This is a genomic window from Pseudomonas syringae CC1557, from assembly GCF_000452705.1.
Classification (GTDB): Bacteria; Pseudomonadota; Gammaproteobacteria; order Pseudomonadales; family Pseudomonadaceae; genus Aquipseudomonas; species Aquipseudomonas syringae_F.
The window spans coordinates 1,194,642-1,213,128 of record NZ_CP007014.1; the positions used below are offsets into that span (position 1 = coordinate 1,194,642).

Sequence of the window (18,487 nt, forward strand, 5' to 3'; positions counted from 1 at the left end):
AAAACCGCTATTTCGTGGCATGGAGGCAGTCAGCACTGAACCGTGCTGGCTTATTTGATTGCGGCGCTGCCGCTATGGGTTGAATCAGGTATGACCAACGTAGTTATTTCTGCATTGCTGGCTGGATTGTGGATGGCATCGGCTGCGACAGCATCGGCCGCGTCCTTTACCGCGCAAATGTTCGACAGCCAGGGCAAGCCTCTTGCAGACGCAGTGCTGACCCTCAAAGGCCCCCCCGGTACTGCGCCCGTTGTACTCCAGGCGGCGATGGATCAGCGCGAGCAGGAATTTGCGCCCTACGTACTGGCGGTTCACACCGGCACGCAGGTCCGATTTCCCAACAGCGACAACATTCGCCATCAGGTTTATTCTTTTTCTCCGGCCAAACGCTTTGAATTGCGTCTCTATGAAGGCACGCCGTCGGCCCCGCTGCTGTTCGACAAGGCTGGTGTCGTGGTACTTGGCTGCAATATTCACGACTGGATGGTTGGCTACATCTACGTGACCGACGAGCCTTGGTTCGGCGTGACGGACAGTAACGGACTGCTGAAACTCGATCAGCTGCCTGCCGGGCACTACGCCGCCACACTCTGGCACCCGCAGCTGGAAGACATGCAGCCGGTGGCTGGCGGCGAGTTCGATGTGCCTGCCGCAGGCCTGGTTCAGCGCTTCAAGCTGAATGTCGAACCGAAAGCCGAGGACAAACCTGTAAAACCTGCGGCGGGCGGGTTTGGCGAAGCCTTTCACAAGGCCACCCATGAATGAAGTTTAAAATCAGCTTTCAGGTGCGTATCGCCGGGGTTTTGATTGCCCTGTTGCTGATCGTTGTGTGTGCCGTCTTTCTGGCGGTCAAGGTTGCGACCGGGGATGCAGTACGTACCCAGGCGCAGGCGCAACTGGAAGTCGGTAGCCGGGTGTTTGAGCGCTTGATGGACCTGCGTGGCAAGCGCTTGCGTGACGCCGTGCAGTTGCTGGCGTCCGATTTCGGCTTTCGCGATGCGGTGGCCAGCGCTGACGCATCGACCATTCGCTCCGTACTGCTTAACCACGGCAAGCGGATCAACGCCAGTGACATGTTCCTGCTGGGGATGGACGGTGTGGTGATTGCCAGCACAGTCCCCGAAGTGCCCGAAGGCTCCCTGTTCATTTATAACCAGGCGTTGCGCAACGCCAAGCGCGCCGGTCAGTCGGTGCTGATCATCCCGGGTGGTGGAACGCCCCATTTGTTGGTGGAAAGCACCGTGTTGGCGCCTTTGCCGATCGGTCGCGTTGTCATGGGGTTCGCCATTGACGGCGACATTGCCGAGGAACTGCGCTCGCTCAGCGGCCTGGAAGTGTCTTTTCTCACCGTGGAAAACGGTCAGCCGGGCAATTTGATCAGTACCCAGCCGCCCGCAATGCACGAAGGGCTGATCGAACTGATGAGGAGCTCTTCCGGTGGGCAGATGCGGGTCACCGAGCAGGCTAACCTGAACTTCCTGAGTCAGACCCTGATGCTTGCCAATACTGGCAATGCTGGCGACGGGCAAGTGATTGCGCTGCTGCAAAGCCCACTCGACAAAGCTTTTCAGGCTTTTGCGCCGCTGGATGAAAAGATTTTCTGGATTTCAATGGCCGCCGTGCTGGCCTCATTGATCGGTACGCTGGCACTGGCGCGCAGCGTTTCATTGCCGGTGCGGGCACTGGCGATTGCCGCCAAGCGCATTGGTGACGGTGATTATGAAACCCCGGTAAACATGGCCCGCAACGATGAACTGGGCATGCTCGCCGATGCGATCAATACCATGCAGCATGGCATTGCTGTTCGTGAAGGCCAGCTTGCGCACAACGCGCTGCATGACAACCTGACCGGCCTGCCCAATCGGGCGCTGGTCATGGAGCGTCTGGGCAGCTCGATTGCTGCCGAACGTCCGGTTGCGCTGTTGTACCTGGGTATCAGCAACCTCGCGACAATCAGTGAAAGTGCGGGTGCCGAAGGGGTAGAGCAGTTGTTGCGTCAGGTGGGCCAGCGTCTGCAAGGCATCTTGCGTGCCGGCGATACAGTCGCTCGGCTGACTGCTACCGAATTCCTGTTGTTGCTGGATAACACCACCAGCGACGGCGCGGTAGGCATGGGCGACTCGGTGCAACGTTTAATCGCCGGACTGCCGCGCATCGACAATCTGGATCTGGCACTTGAATGCTGTGTTGGCATCACGGTGTTCCCGGAACACGGTGGCTCAGCCCAGGAGCTGGTCAGCCGAGCGGCGATTGCCCGCAAAGACGCCACATTCCTGCCCGGCCGTCTGCAAATCTATGAGGATGGTCGCGACCTTGCCCACCAGCGCCAGATCTGTCTGATTCGCGACTTGCGCAAAGCCCCGCAGAACGGCGAACTGACGCTGCATTACCAGCCCAAACTGGACATCCGCCAGGGCTATGTGCGGCAGGCCGAAGCCCTGCTGCGCTGGACGCACCCGCGGTTCGGCAATGTCTCGCCGGCTGAATTCATTGTGCTGGCCGAGCGCACTGGCAGTATTCATCTGTTGACCGACTGGGTCATCGAAGAAACGTTTCGGCAGTTGGCCGACTGGCGCCAGCGTGGGCTGGTGTTGCAAGTGTCGGTCAATATTTCCGCCGATGACTTGTTGAGCGGTGATCTGGCCGGATATGCCATGCGCCTGATCAAGCAATATGGCGTGCCGGCAGAACAACTGGTGTTCGAAATCACCGAAAGCGCCGTCATGAGTGAGCCGGAAAAGGCGTTGATCGTTCTGCACCGCCTGCGCGAATGCGGCATCAGTCTGTCTATCGATGACTTCGGCACCGGTTATTCATCGCTGGCGCACTTGAAGCGACTGCCGGTGCAGGAATTGAAAATCGACCAATCCTTTGTACGCGATCTGGATGAAACCAGTGAAGACGCCGTGATCGTGCGTTCGACCATCGAAATGAGCCACAACCTCGGGCTCAAAGTCGTGGCCGAAGGTGTTGAATATCAACGTAGCCTGGACCTGCTCCGCCGCTGGCACTGCGACACGGCACAGGGTTACCTGATTAGCCGTCCGTTGACGGCCAGCGCCTTTGAAGCATGGATTGCCAACTTTCAGGCGTTACCCGGCCTTTTGGTGAACTAAGTCATGTCCTACCGAATTCCGTTGGTGTTGGGTTGTGTTCTGGGCGCTGTTGCACCGCTTGCGCTGGCTGATAACGGTCGCTTGATCGCCACGGGAGGCGCAACCAGCATTGAAGGCAGTGCTGGCGGTGGCATCACGCCCTGGGCGGTGATCACCGGTTATAGCGAGCAGGGCGAGTGGGGCGCAACGGCCTTTGCCACGCATGTCAATCTGCCGGATTACAACCTGGACGTCGCAGGCCTGGCTTTCGCTTACGGTAACCGCGTCGAACTGTCCTACGCTCACCAGCGTTTCGATATCAGCACCTTGCAGCATCGGCTCAGCCTGCCGGACGATAACCTCAGCCAGGACGTGTTCGGCGTCAAATTGCGCTTGTTCGGCGACCTGATCTACGACAACCTGCCGCAGGTATCGCTGGGCGTGCAGTACAAACACCAGAATGATTTTCTCATCCCCAGCCTGGTCGGCGCGCAGCGTGATTCGGACGTTGAAGGTTACCTGACGGCCAGCCGGTTGTTCATGGGCGCGGCGTTCGGCTACAACGTGGTGGTCAACGGCGGAGTGCGTTACAGCCGTGCCAACGAAACCGGCCTGCTCGGGTTTGGCGGTGACCGGCGTGACAGCCGCAGCGTGCTCAAGGAAGGTTCGGTAGCGGTCTTGTTCAACCCTCGCTGGGCAATGGGTGTCGAATATCGCGAGAAGCCGGACAACCTGTCGTTCGCAGGCGAAAGCGATTGGGCAGACGTGTTCGTCGGGTACTTCCCCAACAAGCACCTGTCTGTCGTGCTGGCCTACGCAAGGCTGGGTGAAATCGCCACGCTGGATAACCAGAACGGTACCTACCTGTCCGTGCAGGGGAGCTTCTGATGAGGCGTTTGTTGATCTGCCTGATGCTGACGCTGCTGGCCGGTTGCGCGCAGCAACCGGCTAAGGACGACAGCCTCTATCAGGACCTGGGCCAGCGTGCCGGTATCCAGCGGGTTGTTGAAGGCATGCTGATCAATGTGGCCAGGGATGCGCGCATCTCCGAGCACTTCAAAAGGGTCAACATCGTGTTGTTGCGCGACCGGCTGGTAGAGAAACTGTGTGTCGAAGCCGGCGGGCCATGCCGCTATGCCGGCGACAGCATGGCCGAGTCCCACAAAGGCCAGAACCTGACACCCAGCGACTTCAATGCGCTGGTCGAAAACCTGATTGCATCAATGGATGCCGAGAACATCCCTGTCCCCGTACAAAATCGCCTCATCGCCCGGCTGGCTCCGATGAGGGGCGAGGTGATCGGCAAGTAACCTGACTCATGACGGTTGATGACTATCGTGCCAATGCTCCGTGTTGACATGCAGTCCGTGACGCGCCATGACTGCAATGTGACGCGGAGCGTCACGAAATGCATTACCACGCAGAGCGTGGTAACGAGAATCAAAATCAGCCTGCCTTGATCAGTCCGCCAGACGCCAGGTCGTGCCGCCTTTGCCATCTTCCAGTAGTACGCCCATGGCGGTGATCTGGTCGCGGATCCGGTCGGATTCGGCCCAGTCTTTCGCTGCACGAGCGGCCAGACGCGCTTGAATCAGCGCTTCAACTTCAACTGCATCGACCCGCCCTTCAGCGCCTGCACGCAAGAAGTCGTCGGCTTCCAGCTGCAGAACACCCAGAACACTGGCCAACTGTTTCAAACGCGCCGCCAGACCCGCCGCTGTGGCGACATCGGATTCGCGAAGACGATTGATCTCACGGACCATCTCGAACAGCACGGCACAGGCTTCAGGCGTGCCGAAATCGTCATTCATTGCAGCGCTGAAACGCTCGACCAACGCCTCGCCACCCGCAGGCTCGGCAACCGGCAAGCCCTTGAGCGCGTGATAGAAGCGCTCCAGGGCTGCCTTCGATTCACGCAGGCTGTCTTCGGAATAATTGATCGCGCTGCGGTAATGGCTCGACACCAACAGGTAACGCACAACTTCCGGGTGGTATTTCTCCAGCACGTCACGAATGGTGAAGAAGTTGTTCAAGGACTTGGACATCTTCTCGCCATTGATGCGAATCATGCCGCAGTGCAACCAGGCGTTGGCGTAAGTCTTGCCAGTGGCCGCTTCGCTCTGGGCGATTTCGTTTTCATGGTGTGGAAACTCAAGATCGCTGCCGCCGCCATGAATGTCGAAGGTGTCACCCAGGCAGCAGGTCGACATCACCGAGCATTCGATGTGCCAGCCCGGACGCCCGGCGCCCCACGGCGATTCCCAGCTCGGCTCGCCCGGCTTGACGCCTTTCCAGAGCACAAAGTCCAGCGGATCTTCCTTGGACTCGTCTACTTCGATGCGCGCGCCGATGCGCAGGTCTTCGATCTTCTTGCGCGACAGCTTGCCGTAACCCTGAAACTTGCCAACCCGGTAATACACATCGCCGTTGCCCGGCGCATAGGCATAGCCCTTGTCGATCAGGGTCTGGATCATCGCGTGCATGCCGGGAATATGATCGGTGGCACGCGGTTCCATGTCCGGTTTGAGGATATTGAGGCGCGCCTCGTCCTCATGCATCGCATCGATCATGCGTGCCGTCAGCGCGTTGAAGGACTCACCGTTGTCACGCGCACGATTGATGATCTTGTCGTCAATGTCAGTGATGTTGCGGACATAGGTCAGCTCATACCCGCTGAAACGCAACCAGCGAGTCACCAGATCGAACGCCACCATGCTGCGGCCATGGCCCAGGTGGCAGTAGTCATAAACGGTCATCCCGCAGACGTACATGCGCACCTTGTTGCCATCCAGCGGTTTGAAAACTTCTTTGCTCTTGGTGAGCGTGTTGTAAATAGAAAGCACTTTCTGCCCCTCAGACATCTCAGGTCCAGGAATCCCGCAACGTCACCGTGCGGTTGAAGACGGGTCGACCAGGTTTCGAGTCCTTGATGTCCGCGCAGAAATAACCTTCGCGTTCGAACTGGAAACGGTCTTCCGGTTGCGCTTGCCCCAATGAAGGCTCGGCACGACAACCAGTCAGTACTTGCAGGGAGTCCGGGTTGATGTTGTCCAGGAAGCTGGCACTGTCTTCGGCTTTCTCCGGGTTGGCGGAGCGGAACAGGCGATCATACAAGCGCACTTCACATTCCACGCTTTCTGCCGCTGGCACCCAGTGCACGACGCCCTTGACCTTACGACCTTCAGGGTTCTTGCCCAGGGTGTCAGGATCGTAGGAGCAACGCAGTTCGACGATATTACCGTCGGCATCCTTGATCGCTTCGTCGGCACGAATCACATAGCTGCCACGCAAACGCACTTCGCCGTTCGGCTCCAGACGCTTGTAGCCTTTTGGCGGCTCTTCCATGTAATCGTCGCGGTCGATGTAGATTTCCCGCGAAAAAGGCAGCTCGCGCACACCGAGGTCTTCTTTCGGATGGCGCGGCAGCTCCAGCTTCTCGACCTGACCTTCCGGATAGTTGGTGATCACGACTTTCAGCGGGCGCAGCACGCACATGGCGCGCGGAGCGCTGTGGTCGAGATCATCACGAATGCTGAATTCGAGCATGCCGAAATCGACCACGCCGTCGGAGCGGTTGGTGCCGATCATTTCGCAGAAATTGCGAATCGACTTCGGCGTGTAGCCGCGACGGCGGAAGCCTGACAACGTCGACATGCGCGGGTCATCCCAACCGCTGACGTGTTTCTCGTCAACCAGTTGCTTGAGCTTGCGCTTGCTGGTGATGGTGTAGTTCAGGTTCAGGCGCGAGAACTCGTACTGGCGCGGCTTGCACGGCACCGGCAGGTTGTCGAGGAACCAGTCATACAGTGGACGATGGCTTTCGAACTCCAGCGTGCAGATCGAATGGGTGATCCCTTCGATGGCATCCGACTGACCATGGGTGAAGTCATAGATCGGATAGATGCACCACTTGTCGCCCGTCTGGTGGTGATGGGCATGCCGAATGCGATAGATGATCGGGTCACGCAGGTTCATGTTCGGCGAGGCCATGTCGATCTTGGCGCGCAGAACACGAGCGCCGTCTTCGAATTCGCCGGCCTTCATGCGTGCGAACAGGTCGAGGTTTTCCTCGGCGCTGCGTTCACGGAACGGGCTGTTCTTGCCCGGTTCGGTCAGGGTGCCACGGTATTCGCGCGCCTGCTCGGGAGTCAGGTCGTCCACATAGGCCTTGCCCGCCTTGATCAGTTCGACAGCCCAGTCGTGCAACTGATCGAAATACTGCGAGGCATAGCGCACTTCACCCGCCCACTCAAAGCCCAGCCATTTGACGTCACTCATGATGGCGTCGATGTATTCCTGGTCTTCCTTGGCCGGGTTGGTGTCGTCGAAACGCAGGTGCGTATCGCCACCGAACTCCTTGGCCAGACCGAAATTCACGCAAATCGACTTGGCATGACCGATGTGCAGGTAGCCGTTGGGCTCCGGCGGGAAGCGGGTAATGATTTTGCTGTGCTTGCCCGAATCCAGGTCGGCCTGCACGATCGGACGCAGAAAATTGGTCGGTACGGCTGGGCCTGCCTTTGAATTGGCAGCGGGTTCTGGAGTGGGCTTGCTCATAAGATCCTTGGCATACTGTGCGCGGCCAGGGTAGGCCGACTAAATCAAAGCGCTTATCATAGCCGAAGCGGTCAAGCCCCTGACAACAGACTGCGTACTTGAAGGTATAAAAGCTGCAAAAGCGGGGAAAAATGTAACCTCGCCTGTAAACTGCGCGTCAGGGTCATACTACGACCATTCATACCTGCCCAGAGAGCGACTTTTCATATGTCCAAAGTAAAGCTGACCACCAACCACGGCGACATCGTTCTGCAACTCAACGCAGAAAAAGCGCCGCTGACTGTAGCCAACTTCATCGAATACGTTAACGCCGGCCACTACGAGAACACGGTTTTCCACCGTGTCATCGGCAACTTCATGGTCCAGGGCGGCGGTTTCGAGCCAGGCATGAAAGAAAAGAAAGACAAGCGCCCGAGCATCCAGAACGAAGCCGACAATGGCCTGCCGAACAAGAAGTACAGCGTTGCCATGGCCCGCACCATGGAGCCGCATTCGGCTTCCGCGCAGTTCTTCATCAACGTGGCTGACAACGCGTTCCTGAACCACAGCGCAAAGACCACTCAGGGCTGGGGTTATGCGGTGTTCGCCGAAGTGATCGAAGGCACTGACGTGGTCGACAAGATCAAAGGCGTCCCGACTTCCAGCAAGGCTGGTCATCAGGACGTACCGGTAGAAGACGTGATCATCGAGAAAGCCGAGATCATTGAGTGATACTGCTGATCTCCGATCTGCATCTTGAACAGGAGCGCCCGGACATTACCCGGGCGTTTCTGGATCTCCTTGCCGGCCGCGCCCGCACTGCCGAGGCGCTGTACATTCTCGGGGATTTCTTCGAAGTGTGGATCGGCGACGATGCGATGTCGCCTTTCCAGCTTTCGATCTGCAAAGCCCTGCGCGAACTGAGCGACAGCGGCACACGAATTTTTCTGATGCACGGCAACCGTGACTTCATGATCGGCAAGGGCTTTTGCAAGGCAGCGGGTTGCACGCTGTTGAGCGATCCCAGTGTCGTACAGTTGAACGGTGAGCCTGTGCTGCTGATGCACGGCGACAGCCTGTGTACCCGCGATGAAGGCTATATCCGGATGCGCCGCTATCTGCGCCATCCGCTGACGCTTTTCATCCTGCGCCACCTGCCGCTGAGCACTCGCCACAAACTGGCGCGCAAGCTGCGTAACGAAAGCCGCGCGCAAACCAGCATGAAAGCCAACGATATTGTCGATGTGACCCCGGAGGAAGTGCCGAGGATCATGCAGCAGTTCGGCGTGCGTACGCTGGTTCACGGCCATACCCATCGCCCGGCGATCCATAAGTTGCAGATTGGCGATCAGGCGGCCAGACGCATTGTGCTGGGTGACTGGGATCGTCAGGGCTGGACGTTGCAGGTGGATGGTCAGGGATTCAATCTGAGTTCGTTCGACTTTGTGCCCGAGACGACTGCGTTGTTGAATTGATGGCGCGGAAACGCTGCGGTTCAGTGGTGTCATACCACTCCGCGTGGTAATGCAGTTCGTGACGCTCTGCGTCACACGGCTGTTCTGCGACATCAATGATGCATGTTTCTGGCTCAGGTCACCTTTGCGCCCTTACGGCGCCCTAGGGGTGCTTCGTGTTCGCGGCCATCCCGGCCATCATCATTGCGATCATGGCGCGCAAGCTCAAAGAGAGCCCGCAATTCCAGATCCACCAGCGCATCACTCAACTGCGCAAGAAAGGTGACGTCAGTCAGGCGCAAGCCGTGGCCCAGACTTACGGGGTCGATTACGACGAGCACAGCAAGGCCGGTTTCAGCGCCGCCTTCAGAGGTTCTTCGCTTCGCGCCACGCTGGTGATCGGTGTGGCGATCCTGCTCAACTGGGCGGCGATCCAGGTGTTCAGCGTGCTGGGCACCACGGTGATCGTCAGTGTTCACCACATCTCGTTTGAAAACTCGCTGATCATTCTGGTGCTGTCCAACCTGGTGGGCTACTGCGGTTACCTGTGTCATGGCTGGATGGGTGACCGGATCGGCCGTCGCAACGTGATCGGCCTTGGCTGGATGCTCGGCGGTCTGGCCTTCGCCGGTATGCTCTACGGGCCAAGCAGCATGGTTATGGTTGTCGGGCTTTACAGCCTGGGGCTGTTCTTCCTGATCGGACCTTACTCGGCGGCGTTGTTCTTCATCAGTGAAAGCTTCCCGACCAGCATCCGTGCCACCGGTGGCGCAATCATTCATGCCATGGGGCCGCTTGGCGCCGTGGTGGCCGGTTTCGGTGCCACGTCGGTACTGAGCGCTGGCGGTGACTGGCAGACGTCGGCGCTGTACTTCGGTGCCGTGCCTTGCTTCCTGTCGGGTGCGCTGATGTTCGCTGCCAAGCATGTGCGACCTGAAACCGTGAAATAAGGAGCAGCCCATGATTCGTAAAGTTGCAATGGTTACCGGTGCCGCCAGCGGCATCGGTCAGGCGCTGGCCGTGGCCTTCGCCCGCCAGGGTGTTGCCGTGGCAGGCGGGTATTACCCGGCTGACCCGCATGATCCGGAAAGAACCCGTCAACTGGTGGAGGCAGCGGGCGGAGAATGTCTGATGCTGCCGCTGGACGTGACCTTCACCGAATCAGTCGATGATCTGGCTGTGCAGGCAGTCAAGACTTTTGGCCGCCTCGACTACGCGGTGGCCAATGCCGGGTTGCTGCGTCGGGCGCCGTTGCTGGAAATGACGGACCAGCGCTGGAACGAAATGCTCGACGTGGACCTGACCGGCGTGATGCGTACTTTTCGCGCGGCGGCCCGGCACATAGGCGAGGGCGGGGCGCTGGTGGCGATCTCTTCGATTGCCGGTGGAGTTTACGGCTGGCAGGACCATTCCCATTACGCAGCGGCCAAGGCGGGCGTACCGGGTCTGTGTCGTTCATTGGCGGTGGAACTGGCGCCGAAAGGCATTCGGTGCAACGCGGTGATTCCGGGCTTGATCGAGACGCCGCAGTCGCTGGACAGCCAGAACTCGCTGGGGCCGGAAGGTCTCGCACAGGCAGCTAAAGCCATCCCGCTGGGCCGCGTCGGCCGAGCGGATGAGGTCGCTGCGCTGGTACGTTTTCTGTGCAGTGACGAAGCCAGTTACCTGACCGGGCAAAGCATCGTCATCGACGGCGGGTTGACCGTACGCTGGCCGGGGTAGACCGAAGCGGACCCGATCAATGCAAGAGATCGATGTGTGAGCGCAAAAGTGTGGGAGCGACCGTGGCGCCGCTCCGCCTTGCTCGCGAAGAGGTCGGTGCAGACGCTGGAAATGGAGTGTCTGTCACTGAGCTTTGGTGCGCACCAAGCAGTGATCCCCAAACCAACCAAGGACCCCAACCCATGCAACAACTCAAACAAAAGCGGGCAGTGATCACCGGTGCAGGCAGCGGCATTGGTGCCGCCATCGCCCGTGCCTACGCCGTTGAAGGCGCGCATCTGGTGCTGGGTGATCGTGATCCGGCCAGCCTGGCAAAGGTCGCCGAACAATGCCGCCAGCTTGGCGCGCACGTGCAGGAATGTGTGGCTGACGTCGGCAGTGTCGAAGGTGCGCAGGCCAGCGTCGATGCCTGCGTCGCGCACTACGGTGGCATCGACATTCTGGTCAATAACGCGGGCATGCTCACTCAGGCCCGCTGCGTCGACCTGAGCATCGAGATGTGGAACGACATGTTGCGCGTCGACCTGACCAGCGTATTCGTGGCCAGCCAGCGGGCGTTGCCACACATGATTGCGCAGCGCTGGGGACGCATCATTAATGTTGCGTCGCAACTGGGCATCAAGGGCGGTGCCGAGCTGACGCATTACGCCGCCGCGAAGGCCGGGGTTATCGGCTTCAGCAAATCGCTGGCACTGGAAGTCGCCAAAGACAACGTGCTGGTCAACGCCATCGCGCCCGGTCCTATCGAAACACCGCTGGTGGCGGGCATCAGCAGCGCCTGGAAAATCGCCAAGGCTGCCGAGCTGCCGCTGGGCCGTTTCGGTCTGGCCGAAGAAGTCGCGCCTGTGGCCGTGCTGCTGGCCAGTGAGCCGGGAGGCAACCTGTTCGTCGGTCAGACACTGGGCCCCAATTCCGGCGATGTCATGCCATGAGCAACCTGCTGGAGCACCGCTGATGTGTGGACTGTGTGGCCTGTTGGGCGAAGACGTGCACTGGAGCGATCCGCTGGCAGCCGAGCTGCCCCGGCGGCGCGAGCGTTTGCGGCGTATCGCTGCGATCAACAAGGTGGTCGCGCCGTTTCGTCTCAAGGTCGAGGACTTTCAGGGCGTTTCCTACTTGCTGCTCGGTGCCACCGGCAAGCAGGAGCTGGCAACCGGTCTGGAACAGCTTTGGCAGAAAGCCGAACTGTTGATCGGGCGGCCGCTGGATCCCCTGGATGCCGGTCTGCTTGAGCATCTGCAGAGGTCATCATGAGCATTGCCCTGAATGTGATTACCGGCTTCCTCGGCAGCGGCAAGACCACCTTGCTCAAGCGCCTGCTGGCCGACGAAAACATGGGCGATACGGCGCTGCTGATCAACGAGTTCGGCGATGTCGGCATTGACCACCTGCTGGTCGAAGAAGTAGCGCCGGACACCGTGCTGCTGCCCAGCGGCTGTGTCTGCTGCACCGTGCGCGGCGAATTGAAAGACGCTTTGCTCAGCCTGCTTGATCGGCGTAATCGCGGGGAAATTCCGGCGTTTCGGCGAGTGATTCTGGAAACCACCGGCCTGGCTGATCCGGCGCCTATCCTCACCACGCTGAGTAACGACCCGCAATTGCGCGGTCGCTTTCACATCGGCTTGATCGTTACCCTGGTGGATGCCTGTCACGCGGCGTTGCAAGAACGCCTGCACCCGGAGTGGCTGGCCCAGATTGCGGCGGCGGATCGGCTGTTGCTGAGCAAGACTGACCTGGTGGACGAGTCCGCGCTCGACGCGCTGCGTCAGCATCTGCAAGCGCTGAATTTTTCTGCGCCGCTGCTGGACACGGCGCAGGTTCATAGCGGTGATCAGTTGCTGCTCGGGGAGGGCGTGCGTAGCGCCGAGCCGGCGGCCGAAGTGACCCGCTGGCAACTGCACCGCGTCGAGTCGACGGCAGCGCGTCATGGCGACGCGCAGGTCTGCTGCCTGACCTTCGAGCGTCCGCTCGACTGGGTCGGTTTCGGGGTGTGGCTATCGATGCTGTTAAGATGCCACGGCGAACGAATCCTCCGTGTCAAAGGGCTGCTTAACGTGAACGACAACCAGGCTCCCATCGTGATTCATGGCGTGCAGCATTGCCTGCACGCGCCCGTGCATCTTGCGGCCTGGCCGGGAGAGGATCGGACTTCGCGACTGGTGTTCATTTTGCGCGGGCTTGACCCGGAGTTGTTGCGTCGCTCGTTCGAGGTGTTTTCCAGCAGCTTCGCCCCGCCGCGAAGCGAGTCAGCCGCATGACCATCACCTTGCGCGTCCTCGGCACCTCGGTGACCTTGCTCGAATCCTTGCGTGAGCGGGCCGAGCAGGAACTGGGCATTAAGCTGGTCTATCAGATTCATGACGTGCAGACCGCGCAACGCATCGCGGTCATGCAGCCGGACAGTTACGACCTCTACGACCAATGGTTCCACAACGTCGACTTCGTCTGGCCGGCGCGGGCGATTCAGCCTATCGACACGCGGCGTATCGCGCTGTGGCATGAAATCAACGACCTGCCCAAACGAGGGCGGTTGCGGCCTACAGATCAACCGGGCAGTGGCAGCGTGCCCAGCGAGCGTTTGTTCGTACAGCACGACGGCAGTCTGGGCAGTGCGGTGACCGAGCGCATCAGCATGCTGCCACTGACCCACAACGCCGACAGTTTCGCCTACCGCCCCGAGCGCTTGCCGGACGGTCTGAGTTCTGCCGATGAAAGCTGGGGCTGGTTGCTGGACCCTGCATGGGGCGGGCGTATCGCGTTACAGAGCGACGCGGCCATCGGTGCTCTGGATGCGGCACTGGCCGTGCAAGGTGCGGGTCTCGCGAAATTCAACGACATCGGCAACATGAGCATCGAAGAGATCGACCTGCTGGCCGATGTGCTGGTGCGTAAACAGCAGCAAGGGCATTTCGGCGCATTCTGGTCCGATGACGAAGAAGCTGCCGAACTGATGCTCAGCCCGACAATCGACATCCAGAGCCTGTGGTCGCCGACGCTGGTCAGGCTGCACCGCGCTGGCGTGAAATACCGGGTGGCGGTGCCTAAGGAAGGCTATCGCGGCTGGTTCGGCGGGCTCTCCCTGTCACGCCACGCCAAGGGCCCGGTGCTGGATGCCGCCTATGCCTACCTGAACTGGTGGCTGTCCGGCTGGCCGGGCGCCGTGATGGCGCGGCAGGGTTATTACATCGGCAACCCGGCGCGCAGTCGCTACCACCTGAGCGCAGCCGAATGGGACTACTGGTACGCCGGCCTGCCGGCTCGCGAACAACTCCTCGGCAGTGACGGCCTGCCACTGATCGACGCCGGAGAAGTTCGCGACGGCGGCTCTTACGAAGAGCGCATGGGCCACATCGCCGTATGGAACTCGGTCATGAACGAACACAACTACCTCGTCCGCCGCTGGAGCGACATCCTGCGCGCCAGTGGCAAAAGCAGCGCGAAAGCGCGCTAGGTATTCGCATTGATCGAGGCCCTCGAGAGCGGACGCAGAGCGTCCAGAACGGTGTTCCCACGCTGGAGCGTGCGGAACGAGAGGTGATCTTGAAAACCCGATCGTGCCAACGCTCCGCGTAGGCATGCATTTCGTGACGCTCCGCGTCACAGGTCACCGCTGCGCCGCGCATCCAAGATCGGACGCAGAGCGTCCAGAACGGCGTTCCCACGCTGGAGCGTGCGGAACGATAATCTCCTGAACCCTATCGTGCCAACGCTCCGCGTGGGCATGCATTTCGTGACGCTCTGCGTCACAGATCTGCGGCCGTGCCCGCTGGCAGGTGCAACCTAGGTCAAGGCTTCAATGGCAAAAAAAAGCGGCTACCTCTCGATAGCCGCTTTTCATTCACCTCAACACCACCTTATTTCGGCAGTTTGAACGCCATCACGTAGTCACCCTGTTTAGTGCCCAGCGAGCCGTGGCCGCCAGCCACGACCAGCACGTATTGCTGACCGTCCTTGCCGGTGTAGGTCATCGGCGTGGTTTGCGCGCCTGCTGGCAGGCGGGCTTCCCACAGTTGCTTGCCGTTACGCACGTCATAAGCACGCAGGTACTGGTCAAGTGTCGCGCTCATGAAGGCCAGGCCGCTGGCGGTCGTGATCGGACCGCCGAGGCTTGGAACACCCATGGTCAGCGGGATGGGAATCGGCGAGCTGTCGCGGACAGTGCCGTTCTTGTGCTTCCAGATGGTTTTCTGGGTGGTCAGATCGACCGCTGCGATGTAACCCCACGCAGGCGCCTGGCAGGGCAGGCCCATTGGCGACAGCAGTGCTTCGAGAATCACGCCATACGGCGCGCCCTTGTTTGGCTGCACGCCTTCGGTTTCGCTCTTGCGACCCGGGCCGCCTTCGACTTCGGCGGAGGGTACCAGCTTCGAACGGAACGCCATGTAGTTCGGGTTGACGAAGGCAATCTGGCGCACCGGATCGACCGAAATGCCGCCCCAGTCGAACACGCCAAAGTTACCCGGATAAACGATCGAACCCTGCAACGACGGCGGGGTGAACGGGCCGTCGTAACGCAGCGACTTGAAGTCGATCCGGCACATCATCTGATCAAACGGCGTCACGCCCACATGTCGCGTTCCTTGAGCGGAGGCGGCATGAAGTTCAGGTCGGACTTGGGTTGAGTGGGCGACGTGTGGTCGCCTGCAACAGCGCCTTGTGGAACCGGTACTTCGTTGATCGGCACGATAGGCTGACCGGTGCTGCGGTCCAGCACGTAGATGCTGCCCTGCTTGGTCGATGCCAGTACCGCTGGCTTGACGCCGTCGGCAGTTTTCATGTCCAGCAGCGTCGGTTGACCGCCCACGTCCATGTCCCACAGGTCATGGTGAGTGAACTGGAAGTTCCAGCGTACACGACCGCTTGCGATGTCCAGCGCAACCAGGCCCGCGCTGTACTTCTCGGAATCTGGTGTACGGTCGCCGCCCCATTGGTCAGGCGTCTGGTTGCCCATCGGCAGGTAGATCAGGCCAAGTTTTTCATCGACGCTGAACATGGACCACATGTTTGGCGAGTTGCGGGTGTAGATTTTGCCATCGGCAATCGGCGCTGTTGCTTCCGGGTTGCCGCTGTCCCAGTTCCAGACCAGACGACCGGTGTGCACGTCATACGCACGGATCACGCCGGACGGTTCGTCCATGGAGACGTTGTCGGTGACGTGGCCGCCGATGATCACCAGGTCCTTGGTCACTGCCGGTGGCGAGGTGGAGTAGTAGCCACCCGGTGCGAACGTACCCATGTTGGCCGTCAGATCAATCGAACCCTTGTTACCGAAGTCTTCGCACATCTTGCCAGTGTCGGCGTTCAGGGCGATCAGGCGGGTGTCAGCAGTCGGCAGGAAGATTCTGCGTGGGCAGGCACTGGCGCTGGCGCTACTATCAGCAGCGGGTGCAGCCGGGCTTTGCGCCGGGGCGCTGGCAGCATACGCGGCGTCGTCATGGTAGGAAACGCCACGGCAGGTCATGTGCGCCCAACCCTTGAAGTTGGCAGCGTTCTGAGTGCTGAGCTTCGGATCAAAGCGCCAGATTTCCTTGCCCGAATCCGGATCAAGGGCAATCACCTGGCTGTGTGGCGTACACACGTAGAGCATGCCGTTGACTTTGAGCGGGGTGTTCTCGGCGGTGGTTTCGCCTGGGTCATTCGGCCCGGAATGTCGCCAGTGCGATAGGTCCAGGCCGGCTCCAGCTTGTTGACGTTTTCCCGGCGTGATCTGCGCCAATGGCGAGTAGCGATCACCGAACGCGGTGCGGCCATAAGACTGCCAGTCGCCGTCGGGCATGGCCGGAGCGGTGTTGGTGGTGCCGGCCGTTTCACGGTCCAGTTGGCCCTCGATACGGCCAGGGTGGGTGAACTGGCTCGCCAGAGCGGTCAGACCGGCCAGCACCACAGCGATGCTCAATGCACCTGTGCCCATGCGCGCCGGGCCCTTGAGCAGCAATGGGCGGCGGAACCAAGGCAGCAGCAGAACGATGCCGAGTGCGAACCACAGTGCCAGGCGTGGCACCAGTTGCCACCAGTCCAGACCGACTTCCCACAACGACCATACCGTGCTCGCGAACAGCAGCAGTGCGTAGAGACCGAGCGCAGCAGCGCGTCCGGTTATCAGCAGCACGCCTGTCACAGCAAAACCGATACCCGCCAGCAGGTAATAAAGAGAGCCATCCAGCTGCAGCAGCCGAATGCCACCAATCAGCAGCGCCAGCCCCATCAGCAGAATCACCAGCCCGAGCAGGGTCGGTAACAGGCGATTTCCATTTGAAGCACCGTCAGTGCTCATAAAGCGAATCTCCGCGAGAAGTAAGTGATTGATATTTTGTTTTCTTATGCATCGCCTACCTTGGCGCCATTCCTTGAAGCTGCTTATTGAGACGAATCACCGACAGTCGAATTCAGTCGGCAAGCAAAACGCAATAGTGTAGTCAACCCGCCATGGTCATTGACTCGTAGACCCCTGCGGCTTGAATTCGTGCATCGACGTTTACTCGAAGGAACCTCTGTAGGAGGGAAAATCTTTAATCCTTAAATGGCAATGATAGGGCGCTAACGATTTCTCGAAAAGCTTTAAACGTGACATGGATCATTGCGAGGCCCGCAACAGTGCGTTAGCGGTATGTGTTTTATGAAAGCGCGGCGCTTACAATGGCAGACTTCTGGAAACCCCCGAGCGGTCCCGGTGATCTGTTCAGGTGCGATTTTCCATTCATCAGCTTCAAGGTTCATCATGACAACACCCATTTCCGATCCGCTGCACGGCGTTACGCTGGAGCAGATTCTCAGAGCGCTGGTCGAGCACTACGAGTGGTCGGGGCTGGCCGAGCGCATCGACATTCGCTGCTTCAAGAGCGATCCGAGCATCAAGTCCAGCCTGACGTTCCTGCGCAAGACGCCCTGGGCACGCGAAAAAGTAGAAGCGTTGTATGTAAAGCTGCATCGCGGCAAAGGCTGGTAGCGCTTTTTTCAGGCCCCTGAGCTTTGCCCTACACGCCCGGCACGGACGCCGGTACTCAAGGAAACACATCGATGCACAGCCAACATCCGCAACTTGCGCAGGGACAGCGCTATTACGCCCTGGTGGCCGCCTGTCTGGGCTGGGCGGGGCTGGTGATTCAGCTTTATCTGATTTTCATGGGGCGTTACGCCGACCATGCCAGCCTGTTGGGCGGGCTGGTGCGGTTTTTCAGCTTCTTTACTGTGCTCACCAATACCCTCGTAGCGGTTGCCCTGAGCTGCGCGCTGACTCATCGTCAATCGGCGGGCCATCGTTTTTTCCGCCACCCGGTGGTGTGCGCAGGCATCGCGGCAAGCATTGCGCTGGTTGGCATCGCCTACAACCTGCTGTTACGCCACTTGTGGCATCCGCAGGGCTGGCAGTGGGTTACCGATGAATTGCTGCACGATGTCATGCCGCTGGCCTTCGTGGTGTATTGGTGGCTGTTTGTGCCCAAAGGCCAGCTGCGTTTGAAACATGTTGCGCAGTGGGCGCTGTATCCGGTGGTGTACTTTGCCTACATTTTGTTTCGGGGCGACATGATCGGGGATTACATGTACCCGTTTATCGATGTAGGCACCCTCGGTTTTCTGAAAGCGTTCGGCAACGCGCTGGGCGTGTTGCTCGGATTCGTGCTGATTGCGCTGCTGCTGGTCGGGATCGACAAGTGGGCGTCTCGTCGCAATGCATGAGTC

At 59.8% G+C, this 18,487-nt stretch carries 17 protein-coding genes and 1 pseudogene; 14 read left to right on the forward strand and 4 right to left on the reverse strand.

The annotated features are described in order from the left end of the window. Positions 1-90: 90 nt before the first annotated feature. Genes N018_RS05675 through N018_RS05690 form a run of 4 tightly spaced genes read left to right on the forward strand, consistent with a single transcriptional unit; the run spans position 91 to position 4,405 of the window. Positions 91-765 (forward strand): methylamine utilization protein, encoded by a 675-nt coding sequence (locus N018_RS05675; RefSeq protein WP_025389061.1) that lies wholly within the window; start codon positions 91-93, stop codon positions 763-765. Beyond that, entirely contained in the window at positions 762-3,116 is a 2,355-nt protein-coding gene (locus N018_RS05680) for a bifunctional diguanylate cyclase/phosphodiesterase (RefSeq protein WP_025389062.1), read from the forward strand. The genes N018_RS05675 and N018_RS05680 overlap by 4 nt, the downstream gene beginning before the upstream one ends. 3 nt (positions 3,117-3,119) lie before the next feature. Continuing rightward, positions 3,120-3,983: a DUF3034 family protein gene (locus N018_RS05685; RefSeq protein WP_024645286.1), complete on the forward strand. Its 864-nt coding sequence runs from the start codon at positions 3,120-3,122 to the stop codon at positions 3,981-3,983. Beyond that, the gene (locus tag N018_RS05690) at positions 3,983-4,405 is read left to right on the forward strand and encodes a group I truncated hemoglobin (RefSeq protein ID WP_025389063.1); all 423 of its coding nucleotides are present in this window, start codon (positions 3,983-3,985) and stop codon (positions 4,403-4,405) included. Before N018_RS05685 ends, N018_RS05690 begins: the two co-directional genes overlap by 1 nt. A 150-nt stretch (positions 4,406-4,555) precedes the next feature. On the opposite strand, the gene cysS is transcribed toward N018_RS05690, so the two are convergent. Then, positions 4,556-5,938, reverse strand: coding sequence for a cysteine--tRNA ligase (gene cysS / locus N018_RS05695; protein WP_024643743.1), 1,383 nt, complete (start codon positions 5,936-5,938; stop codon positions 4,556-4,558). Positions 5,939-5,957: 19 nt separating this feature from the next. Then, entirely contained in the window at positions 5,958-7,652 is a 1,695-nt protein-coding gene (locus tag N018_RS05700; protein ID WP_024643744.1) for a glutamine--tRNA ligase/YqeY domain fusion protein, read from the reverse strand. A gap of 207 nt (positions 7,653-7,859) precedes the next feature. On the opposite strand from N018_RS05700, the gene N018_RS05705 reads away from it, so the two are divergent. The 8 genes and pseudogenes from N018_RS05705 to N018_RS05740 all read left to right on the forward strand — a co-directional run bounded on the left by N018_RS05705 (position 7,860) and on the right by N018_RS05740 (position 14,258). Continuing rightward, the gene (locus tag N018_RS05705) at positions 7,860-8,363 is read left to right on the forward strand and encodes a peptidylprolyl isomerase (protein WP_024643745.1); all 504 of its coding nucleotides are present in this window, start codon (positions 7,860-7,862) and stop codon (positions 8,361-8,363) included. Continuing rightward, complete coding sequence (gene lpxH / locus N018_RS05710; RefSeq protein ID WP_024643746.1) at positions 8,360-9,106, forward strand: UDP-2,3-diacylglucosamine diphosphatase; 747 nt, start codon at positions 8,360-8,362, stop codon at positions 9,104-9,106. Before N018_RS05705 ends, lpxH begins: the two co-directional genes overlap by 4 nt. Before the next feature lie 146 nt (positions 9,107-9,252). Continuing rightward, positions 9,253-10,035 (forward strand): annotated as a pseudogene (locus tag N018_RS05715) (MFS transporter); the annotation flags it as partial. Between the two features lie 10 nt (positions 10,036-10,045). After that, positions 10,046-10,807 carry an SDR family NAD(P)-dependent oxidoreductase gene (locus N018_RS05720; protein ID WP_024645281.1) on the forward strand — a complete coding sequence of 254 codons (762 nt, stop codon included), beginning with the start codon at positions 10,046-10,048 and terminating at the stop codon, positions 10,805-10,807. A 182-nt stretch (positions 10,808-10,989) separates the two neighbouring features. Continuing rightward, entirely contained in the window at positions 10,990-11,739 is a 750-nt protein-coding gene (locus N018_RS05725; protein ID WP_025389065.1) for an SDR family NAD(P)-dependent oxidoreductase, read from the forward strand. A 22-nt stretch (positions 11,740-11,761) separates the two neighbouring features. Beyond that, the gene (locus N018_RS05730; RefSeq protein WP_025389066.1) at positions 11,762-12,061 is read left to right on the forward strand and encodes a hypothetical protein; all 300 of its coding nucleotides are present in this window, start codon (positions 11,762-11,764) and stop codon (positions 12,059-12,061) included. Then, on the forward strand, positions 12,058-13,065 hold the full coding sequence (locus N018_RS05735; protein ID WP_025389067.1) for a CobW family GTP-binding protein: 1,008 nt from the start codon (positions 12,058-12,060) through the stop codon (positions 13,063-13,065). Before N018_RS05730 ends, N018_RS05735 begins: the two co-directional genes overlap by 4 nt. Continuing rightward, entirely contained in the window at positions 13,062-14,258 is a 1,197-nt protein-coding gene (locus N018_RS05740; protein WP_025389068.1) for an ABC transporter substrate-binding protein, read from the forward strand. Before N018_RS05735 ends, N018_RS05740 begins: the two co-directional genes overlap by 4 nt. Positions 14,259-14,661: 403 nt before the next feature. Here N018_RS05740 and N018_RS28795 read toward each other — a convergent pair whose 3' ends face one another. Together N018_RS28795 and N018_RS05745 are read right to left on the reverse strand one after the other, a co-directional pair. After that, positions 14,662-15,375: a hypothetical protein gene (locus tag N018_RS28795; protein WP_438826898.1), complete on the reverse strand. Its 714-nt coding sequence runs from the start codon at positions 15,373-15,375 to the stop codon at positions 14,662-14,664. Next, the gene (locus tag N018_RS05745) at positions 15,366-17,081 is read right to left on the reverse strand and encodes an outer membrane protein assembly factor BamB family protein (protein WP_438826899.1); all 1,716 of its coding nucleotides are present in this window, start codon (positions 17,079-17,081) and stop codon (positions 15,366-15,368) included. Before N018_RS05745 ends, N018_RS28795 begins: the two co-directional genes overlap by 10 nt. Positions 17,082-17,525: 444 nt before the next feature. Here N018_RS05745 and N018_RS05750 point away from each other — a divergent pair, with 444 nt between their 5' ends. After that, positions 17,526-17,753 carry a VF530 family DNA-binding protein gene (locus N018_RS05750; protein WP_024645275.1) on the forward strand — a complete coding sequence of 76 codons (228 nt, stop codon included), beginning with the start codon at positions 17,526-17,528 and terminating at the stop codon, positions 17,751-17,753. Positions 17,754-17,824: 71 nt separating this feature from the next. After that, a complete protein-coding gene (locus N018_RS05755) occupies positions 17,825-18,484 on the forward strand; it encodes a Pr6Pr family membrane protein (protein ID WP_024645274.1) in 660 nt (219 codons plus the stop codon). Positions 18,485-18,487 lie beyond the last annotated feature (3 nt).

Coding starts and splice junctions, on each gene's coding strand:
- N018_RS05675 (WP_025389061.1), top strand. CDS start 91: ATGACCAACGTAGTTATTTCTGCATTGCTGGCTGGATTGTGGATGGCA.
- N018_RS05680 (WP_025389062.1), top strand. CDS start 762: ATGAAGTTTAAAATCAGCTTTCAGGTGCGTATCGCCGGGGTTTTGATT.
- N018_RS05685 (WP_024645286.1), top strand. CDS start 3,120: ATGTCCTACCGAATTCCGTTGGTGTTGGGTTGTGTTCTGGGCGCTGTT.
- N018_RS05690 (WP_025389063.1), top strand. CDS start 3,983: ATGAGGCGTTTGTTGATCTGCCTGATGCTGACGCTGCTGGCCGGTTGC.
- N018_RS05700 (WP_024643744.1), bottom strand. CDS start 7,652: ATGAGCAAGCCCACTCCAGAACCCGCTGCCAATTCAAAGGCAGGCCCA.
- N018_RS05705 (WP_024643745.1), top strand. CDS start 7,860: ATGTCCAAAGTAAAGCTGACCACCAACCACGGCGACATCGTTCTGCAA.
- N018_RS05720 (WP_024645281.1), top strand. CDS start 10,046: ATGATTCGTAAAGTTGCAATGGTTACCGGTGCCGCCAGCGGCATCGGT.
- N018_RS05725 (WP_025389065.1), top strand. CDS start 10,990: ATGCAACAACTCAAACAAAAGCGGGCAGTGATCACCGGTGCAGGCAGC.
- N018_RS05730 (WP_025389066.1), top strand. CDS start 11,762: ATGTGTGGACTGTGTGGCCTGTTGGGCGAAGACGTGCACTGGAGCGAT.
- N018_RS05735 (WP_025389067.1), top strand. CDS start 12,058: ATGAGCATTGCCCTGAATGTGATTACCGGCTTCCTCGGCAGCGGCAAG.
- N018_RS05740 (WP_025389068.1), top strand. CDS start 13,062: ATGACCATCACCTTGCGCGTCCTCGGCACCTCGGTGACCTTGCTCGAA.
- N018_RS05745 (WP_438826899.1), bottom strand. CDS start 17,081: ATGAGCACTGACGGTGCTTCAAATGGAAATCGCCTGTTACCGACCCTG.
- N018_RS05750 (WP_024645275.1), top strand. CDS start 17,526: ATGACAACACCCATTTCCGATCCGCTGCACGGCGTTACGCTGGAGCAG.
- N018_RS05755 (WP_024645274.1), top strand. CDS start 17,825: ATGCACAGCCAACATCCGCAACTTGCGCAGGGACAGCGCTATTACGCC.